This is a genomic window from Hymenobacter sp. IS2118, from assembly GCF_000715495.1.
Classification (GTDB): Bacteria; Bacteroidota; Bacteroidia; order Cytophagales; family Hymenobacteraceae; genus Hymenobacter.
In genome coordinates, this window is the sequence record NZ_JNLX01000138.1 from 40,592 (window position 1) to 47,869 (window position 7,278).

A 7,278-nucleotide genomic window follows, 5' to 3' on the forward strand; every position below is an offset into this window, starting at 1 on the left:
GATGGCAAGAACGCGCAAGCGGCAACGGATGTTTAAGGCCGGCCCTGACGCCCGCGCAAAGCGGCGGGAAGGGTGGTTGGCCAGGGCGTATATAGTGCAAATTTTGCCCGAAAGGTTGCTCCCTGCCACATAAAATAGACGTAGGGCGGCATCACCCGGACCGAAACCTATCTTCGTCCCGATGAAGCCAACTGCCCAAACCGCCCCCGAACCCCGCAATTTTTTTCAGGACGTGCACGAAGTCGTGCGCCTTATTCCGGCCGGCCGGGTGAGCACCTACGGCACCATTGCGCACTACCTGGGCGCCCGGCACGGCGCCCGCACCGTGGGCTACGCCCTGATGGCCGCCCACACCGCCGACCAGTACGTGCCCGCCCACCGCGTGGTAAACCGGCTGGGCCACCTCACCGGGCGCCTGCATTTTGCCACCCCCACCGCCATGCAGGAAGCCCTGGCCGCCGAGGGTGTGCGCGTGGAAGAAGACCGGGTGGTGGAGTTCGCCCGGCTGTTCTGGGACCCGCAGGTGGAGCTGGCGTAGCTAGGGCTTGCGCGGTCGCTCCAAAGCATCTACTTCGGCTTCGCCCTGGCGGGCAGGCATTAGCTGCCAGGGGCTGAGGGCGGAGTTGGCTACCAGCTTCACGTAGTTGGCCGTGGCCACATTCGGTACCGCCAGGAGCGTGGGGCCGCCCACCTTCCCCAAGCTCAGGCGCACTGGACTGCCGTAGTGCGGGCAAGCCAATTCCACATATTGGCCCGGCTTCAATTGCCCTATCTCTTTGTCGGCGAGCAGTATCCGTTGGGGTTCCTCCAAGCCACCCAGTGGCCGGTAAACGTAGATGAAAGCAGAGTCAGCCCGCTGGGGCTGGCCGGGCGGCGGAAAGAGGGCCGTCTGGCCCGTGCGCATGTCAAGCGCATAGGCCACTGGTTGGCCAGTGTCATCCTCTTGCCTGTTTGGAGCCGGTTTGCCCGTCATACCGCCGGGCTTTACATTATAGCCCAAAGCGCGTTGGTTCGCCGCCATTACATTCAGCGGAGCAGGACCGATAAACGTGTAAAAGTCACGTTGGGGCACCAACTGATAGTACATGTTCTGCCCACGAGATGGGTATTTTTGGCGCAAGTATAGGTGGCGGCCATCGGAGAAGCCCCAAATATCCCGGGTGCTCACTCGCTCGCCATCCGCGTCGTGGGCCGATGCGCGCAGCAAAGCGGTGCCTTCCCAACCCACACTCTGGAGGCGAAGGGTATCAAGGCGCAAGCGAACGGTCGTGTCGGGCCGATTGGCCAGAAACGATTCGAAGAAGTAATAAACGCCAGCCCGTGGTTGGGCAACACTCAAAATAGCCGGCCGGAGCGCCGCGGGTGGGCGGTCGGTAGCGAGCTGGGCATACGTGCGGGCGGGGCGTTCTGCAGCTTTCTCCCAATTTACATTGGCTAGCTGCATCAGGCAACGATTCAGCAGCAAAGCCAAATGCGGCACGTGGATGGCCGTAGATTCCAGCGCCCGCGTACTGGTGTGGTCGGCCACGCTACTCACGAAGTGGTAGCCGTCGGTAAGGCGGATGTACACGTCGGCGGCCACGTCGGCACTGGCCTGTTCGGTAAAGCCGTTCAGTACCTCGCCCACCCGAAACTGCCGGATGCACAGCACCACGGGATGGTCGGCGGGGCGGCTGGGGAGTTGTTGGCGAAGCAAGCTGGTAAGCTCAGGTTCAAGGCCCTGTCGGAAAAACACCACGGCCGGTTGGTTTTGCAGGCCGCGATAAACCGTGCCAGTCACGGGCTTGCCAGGGCGGCCATCTACTACCTGCTCCACATAAAACGTGCGGTTGGGCACGCTGATGGTTTGCTTGCTGAAGTTCAGGTAGTAAGCCTGCCCCTGCGCGGAGGGCATACCCATTAGCATCGCCACCAGGCCTGGTAAAAAGAATAATCGGGCGATAGAAAGAAGCAACTGATTTCGCATGTTTTGAGCGAGGTAGAAAGGGGCGATAAGTAGACCGGCAGAAGCCGCCGTGTGCCCGCAGCTTACAAAAGCCAAAGCTAACCACCGTTTCGATTTTGGAAGTCCGGGTTACTGTTCTCCGGTATACCATATTTCAAAGCGCTGAGCAATTGGGCAGTAGCCAGCTAGATACATGCCTTTTTGCGAATGAGTGTTTCCGGCCCGGTCCCTCTGTCCGGTCCCGGCCAAACCGTATATTTGTGGTCCCCGGAGTGTGCCGGGTGCTCTTTTAGTAGGTATGAAGCACTTTTTTACTGTTTTACTCACGGTTCTATGCACGCTGCCGGCCCTGGCGCAGACCACCTTTTCCATTCGCGGGCGCGTCCTCGATAAGGTGACGGGTGAAACCCTGCCCGGCGCCACGGTGCAGGTAACGGGCAGCGGCCAGAACACCGGCAGCGGCGCCGATGCCGACGGCTCCTACAAAATCCCCAACCTGCCCGCCGGTACCTATCAGGTGCAGGCCAGCTTCATTGGTTACAAGCCGCTCACCCAAACGGTCAAAATAGCCACCCAAAACGTGGTGGCATCCTTTTCGCTGCGCGCCGACAACGCCAGCCTGGAAGAAGTGACCGTGATAGCGGCGCAGGCCCAGGAGCGGAGCACGCCGGTGGCCTTCTCGGCGGTGAGCGAGGTGAAGCTGCGCGAAACCCTTTCCAACCGCGACCTGCCGATGATTCTCAACGAGACGCCCGGCGTGTACGCCACGCAGGGCGGCGGCGGCACCGGCGATTCGCGCATCAACGTGCGCGGCTTCGACCAGCGCAACGTGGCCGTGCTCATCAACGGCGTGCCGGTGAACGACATGGAAAACGGCAACGTGTTCTGGTCCAACTGGGACCTGGGCGACGTGACCAAGTCGCTGCAGGTGCAGCGCGGCCTGTCGGCTTCCAAGATTGCCGTGCCCTCGGTGGGCGGCACCATCAACGTGCTCACCAAAGGCTTCGACGACAAGAAATCGGTGCTGGCCCGCGTGGAAACCGGTTCCAATAACTACCAGAAATACTCGCTCATGCTCAGCTCGGGGCAGCTGAAGGGCGGTTGGGCCGTGACAGCTTACGGCTCGCGCCGCACCTCCGACGGTTGGGTTGACAAGGCCTTTGATGATGCCTGGACCTACTTTGGCACCGTGAGCAAGCGGGCCGGGCGGCACAACCTGTCGCTCACCGGCCTGGGCTCGCCCCAAAAGCATGGGCAGCGCTCGTTCCCGACGCAGGTGGCGCTGGTTTCGGATGAGAAAGCCCGCGAAATCGGCGTGAAGCCGGTGGCCAACGGCAACCGTGGCTTCCAGTACAATCCGTATTGGGGCACACTCGACCGCTACAGTCTTGATGCCAACGGCAACAAAGTGAGCAACGGCCAGGAAGTGCTCAACGAGCGCACCAATTTCTACCACAAGCCCCAGATTAACTTCAACGACCTCTGGCAGGTCAACGACAAGCTATTTGTGTCTTCGGTGCTGTATGCTTCTTATGGCACGGGCGGCGGCTCCAGCGGCCTCACCAGCGGCGGTTCCAGCACCATTGCCCAGAACAGCGTGACGGGGCAAACGGATTTTCAGAAAATCTACGACGACAACGTGGGGCAGGGCATCAATCCGAACCCGACCGGCCGGGCCACGCAGTTTCTCATCAACAGCGTGAACAGCCACCGCTGGTACGGCTTCGTGGTGGGCGGCGACTACCTGCTCACCGACAAGCTCACGCTCTCGGCCGGCGTGGACGGCCGCGACTACGTTGGCCTGCATTATCGCGAAGTGCGCGACTTGCTGGGGGCCAAATTCGCCACTAACTCCGGCAACCGCAACGTAGACCCCGCCACGCCTTTGCAGGTGGGCGACAAGCTGGGCTACAACTACGACGGCAAAACCCGCTGGCTAGGCGGCTACTCGCAGCTCGAATACAAGACGCCGCTGCTCTCGGCGGTGGTGAGCGCCACGCTCTCGCAGGTGTCGTACAAGCGCATCGATTATTTTCAGCGCCGCGCGGCCGACAACCAGCCCATCGAAACCGATTGGACCCGTTTTACGGGCTACAGTGTGAAGGCCGGCGCCAACTACAACATCTCGGAGCACGACAACTTCTTCGCCAATATTGGCTACAACAGCAAGGTGCCGTTCTTCAACCTGCTCTACACCAACCAGGGGCGCAAGTACGACAACGTGAAGCCCGAAGGCATTTCGAGCGCCGAAATCGGCTACGGCATCACCTACCCCAGCCTGAAAGTGACCCTGAACGCCTACTATACGCTGTGGGCCAACAAAACCACCACCTCGTTTTCGGCCGCTACCGGCGAGGCCGTGTATAGCAACGTGCGCAACGTGAACGCCCGCCACGCCGGCGTGGAGCTGAGCGTGGCCCAGGAAATCAGCCGCCGCCTGCAGCTGAACGCGGCCATTTCGCTGGGCGACTGGCGCTGGACGGGCCGCGGCCTGCTCAACCAAACCTTCGAAGACGGCTCGTTCGTGAACCCCGACGTGGTGGACCAGCCCGTGTACCTCGACGGCACCCACGTGGGCGACGCCGCCCAGAACCAGTTCCAGATTGGTCTGCGCTACGAGCCCTTCCGTGGGGCCTACATCCGGTCGTCGTTCCTGCTTTTCACCAAGTACTACGCCGATTTCAACCCCGAAACCATCCTCGAACCCACCACCAGCACCGACTCGTACCGCTTGCCTACCTCGCGCAACCTCGACCTGCACATGGGCTACGAGTTCAAGCCCGTGCTGAACGACCGGGTGCGCTTTGCCCTCAAAGGCTCCCTGCTCAACGTGCTCGACGAGTACTACTTCACCGACGTATCGAACCGGGGCAACACCAACACCAGCAGCCCCGCCGACCTGCAGGCCTTCTTCAACCGCGGCCGTACGTTCACCGTGGGCCTCTCGGCCACGCTGTAAAGGCAAAACGGGTAAGGGCCTGGCGCGCGTCTCCGACGCGTGCCTGTTGGCTCCGAGCCTCTGGCTCGTGGTGGGAGGGCGTTTGCAACGTTTAGTACACGCCCAGGCCACAGGCCCGAAACCAGTGGGCAGCTCGTCGGAGACGCGTGCCAGCCTGTTGATGCGTAACAGCAGGACCTTAAACTCACCACTTCACCTACCGTGTGCCGGCGGCAGCGGCGGCCATTACGGCGCTACGCATTTCTTCGGGCGACGTGTTTTTGACGAGGTAGCTGTGGGCGCCCTCGGCCAGCACCGTGCTCACCAGCGAGGGGTCGTCGTGCATGGAAATGATGACCACGCGCACTGCCGGAAACTGCGTGCGCAGCAGCCGGGTGGTTTGCAGGCCGTCGAGGATGGGCATTTGCATGTCCATCAGCACCACGTTGGGCTGGCTGCCCTGGTCGAGGAGTTCGAGCAGTTCCTGGCCGTTGCCGGCTTCGCACACCACCTCAATGCCCGCGTAGCCGCTGAGCAGGGCCCGCAGCCCTTTGCGAAAGAGAATATGGTCGTCGACGATGGCGAGCCGCACGGGCGTGGAGCCGGTCGCGGGCATGTTGTTGGAAGTCATGAGATAAGGGAGTAAGAGGGAGTAGGCATGCCCGTAGGCAGCAGCGTAACTGGTAGAATGGCCTCGACGCAGGTGCCCACGCCGGGCTCAGAATGATAATGGAGCTGGCCCCCGAGCACGGCCACGCGGCTGCGCAGGTTGATGAGGCCCATGCCTGCCGGCTGCCCATGCGGACCCGGCGGCGGCAATTCTCCCAATGCTTCCAGGTCGAATCCCTGGCCATCATCGGAGTAGGTGAGGGTGAGCTGGCCAGGTAGGAGGCTCATGCGCAGCACGATATGTTTGGCATCGGCGTGCGTTAGGCCATTGCTGAGGAGCTCCTGGGCAATGCGGTACACCATGAGCTCGTGCGGCGGAATGAGCCGTCCTATCGGGGTTTCCTGCTCCAGCTGCACGTCCGGGCCGTTGTCGGCGGGCACGGCCTGTACCAGCGCGCGCAGGGCCTGGGCCAGGCCCAGCTGCTGCAGCGTGGCCGGCTGCAGGTTGCGGGAAATGCGCCGCACCTCGGCTACGGCCTGGTCAATCAGGGCGCTGGCTTCGGGTACGGGCGGGCTGCCGGGCGCAAACAGGTGCAGCTTGGCCAGCGCCAGAATGGTGCCCACGCCGTCGTGCAGCTCGCCGGCAATGCGCTGCCGCTCGTCTTCCTGGGCCACCAGCGCGGCGGTGAGCGCTTGTTGCTGGGCGGCGGCTTTTAATTGGGAAAGCTCGTTTTGCTGCTGAGTTCTGGCCCGTTGGGAACGCGCAACAAACCACACCAGCCCGAGCCCGAGCAGGAGGGGAATGAGCAGCACGAAAGGCGAGAGTTCGGTCACAGGAAGGCCACCCGATAGCGGGTGAAAATCACAAAAGAAGTGAAAAACCGCGTTCTATTCTTCCCGAATAAAAGCGGGGCCTTGGGCAAAGCGCGGGCGCCATACTTCAAAGTCCGGGAAAGTAAGCAAAGATTCGTTCTGGTAACGTCTCCGCTCAGCACCCGGCCTGCACTCGCAGCATATCAGCGGGGCGGCTTTTGATGCTAAAGAATTGAGGGAATGCGATTTTAGCGTTGTACCAATACTTTCTCAACGAAAAACAGCGTGTGGGATACTTGGTCAAATATAAAAAACAAGAGGTTATTTAGGATTTATAGTGCGGCAGTAGCTCTCGCTTAGTACGGCCCAACCCGGCCGCTCAAATGAGCTACCAGGGCCGGCCGGGGCCGCCGGGCAGGTTGTCATTTTCGTCGTCGTCTTCCACTTCTTCCCCGCTTTCTTCTTCGTCCTCATTGTCTTCCTCTGATAGCTCATCGGCGTCATCTTCTTCGTCCAGCGAGTCAAACACCCGGTCCAGGGAAGCTTCGGCGTGGCGCAGCTTGTGGCGGCAGAGGCGAATGAGCTCGGCCGAGCGTTCGACGCGCGCGGTGAGGTCGTCCACATCCACAGCATCGGTTTCCAGGGCACGCAGAATGGTTTCCAGCTCTTCAACGGCTTCGCGGTAGGTCATTTCTAGGTATCAGTTAGCAGTTAACAGTGAGTAGTTAACAATTGGTATGGAGGAATTATTGGGGCTTTTCTAGTGAGCCGAGAGCATTTTTATGCCCGGTTAGTTGGCCATTGGCAACTGTCAGGCGTAGCTCCTGGCGGTGCAGATAGCGCTCCAAAGTCAGTTGGAGGCGGAAGCGCTGGCGCAGCACGGCTTCGCGCCGGCGCTGGTGGTGGCGGGTAAAGCGGCTCAGCAGGGCCCGGCCAAACCGGCGCAGGCCGCGCTGTTCGCGGGCCAGCGCCC

Annotated in this window: 7 protein-coding genes; 2 read left to right on the plus strand and 5 right to left on the minus strand. The window is 61.5% G+C overall.

Annotation, left to right across the window (positions count from 1 at the left end; all coding sequences use genetic code 11):
• The first annotated feature begins 181 nt into the window (after nucleotides 1-181).
• Nucleotides 182-538, plus strand: a complete 357-nt coding sequence (locus tag GM79_RS13235; RefSeq protein WP_035564615.1) for an MGMT family protein — start codon at nucleotides 182-184, stop codon at nucleotides 536-538.
• Here the strand turns inward: GM79_RS13235 and GM79_RS13240 are convergent, their stop codons facing one another.
• On the minus strand, nucleotides 539-1,894 hold the full coding sequence (locus GM79_RS13240; protein ID WP_035564617.1) for a hypothetical protein: 1,356 nt from the start codon (nucleotides 1,892-1,894) through the stop codon (nucleotides 539-541).
• A gap of 349 nt (nucleotides 1,895-2,243) precedes the next feature.
• Here GM79_RS13240 and GM79_RS13245 point away from each other — a divergent pair, with 349 nt between their 5' ends.
• A complete protein-coding gene (locus tag GM79_RS13245) occupies nucleotides 2,244-4,904 on the plus strand; it encodes a TonB-dependent receptor (RefSeq protein WP_051718868.1) in 2,661 nt (886 codons plus the stop codon).
• 196 nt (nucleotides 4,905-5,100) lie between these two features.
• On the opposite strand, the gene GM79_RS13250 is transcribed toward GM79_RS13245, so the two are convergent.
• From GM79_RS13250 to GM79_RS25490, 4 genes are all read right to left on the minus strand, one after another.
• Nucleotides 5,101-5,514: a response regulator transcription factor gene (locus tag GM79_RS13250; RefSeq protein ID WP_051718869.1), complete on the minus strand. Its 414-nt coding sequence runs from the start codon at nucleotides 5,512-5,514 to the stop codon at nucleotides 5,101-5,103.
• On the minus strand, nucleotides 5,511-6,326 hold the full coding sequence (locus tag GM79_RS13255) for a sensor histidine kinase (RefSeq protein WP_035564619.1): 816 nt from the start codon (nucleotides 6,324-6,326) through the stop codon (nucleotides 5,511-5,513). The genes GM79_RS13250 and GM79_RS13255 overlap by 4 nt, the downstream gene beginning before the upstream one ends.
• Before the next feature lie 367 nt (nucleotides 6,327-6,693).
• On the minus strand, nucleotides 6,694-6,996 hold the full coding sequence (gene xseB, locus GM79_RS13260; protein WP_081867753.1) for an exodeoxyribonuclease VII small subunit: 303 nt from the start codon (nucleotides 6,994-6,996) through the stop codon (nucleotides 6,694-6,696).
• 55 nt (nucleotides 6,997-7,051) lie between these two features.
• On the minus strand, nucleotides 7,052-7,278 hold a 227-nt coding region (locus GM79_RS25490), incomplete at its 5' end, for a hypothetical protein (RefSeq protein ID WP_035564621.1).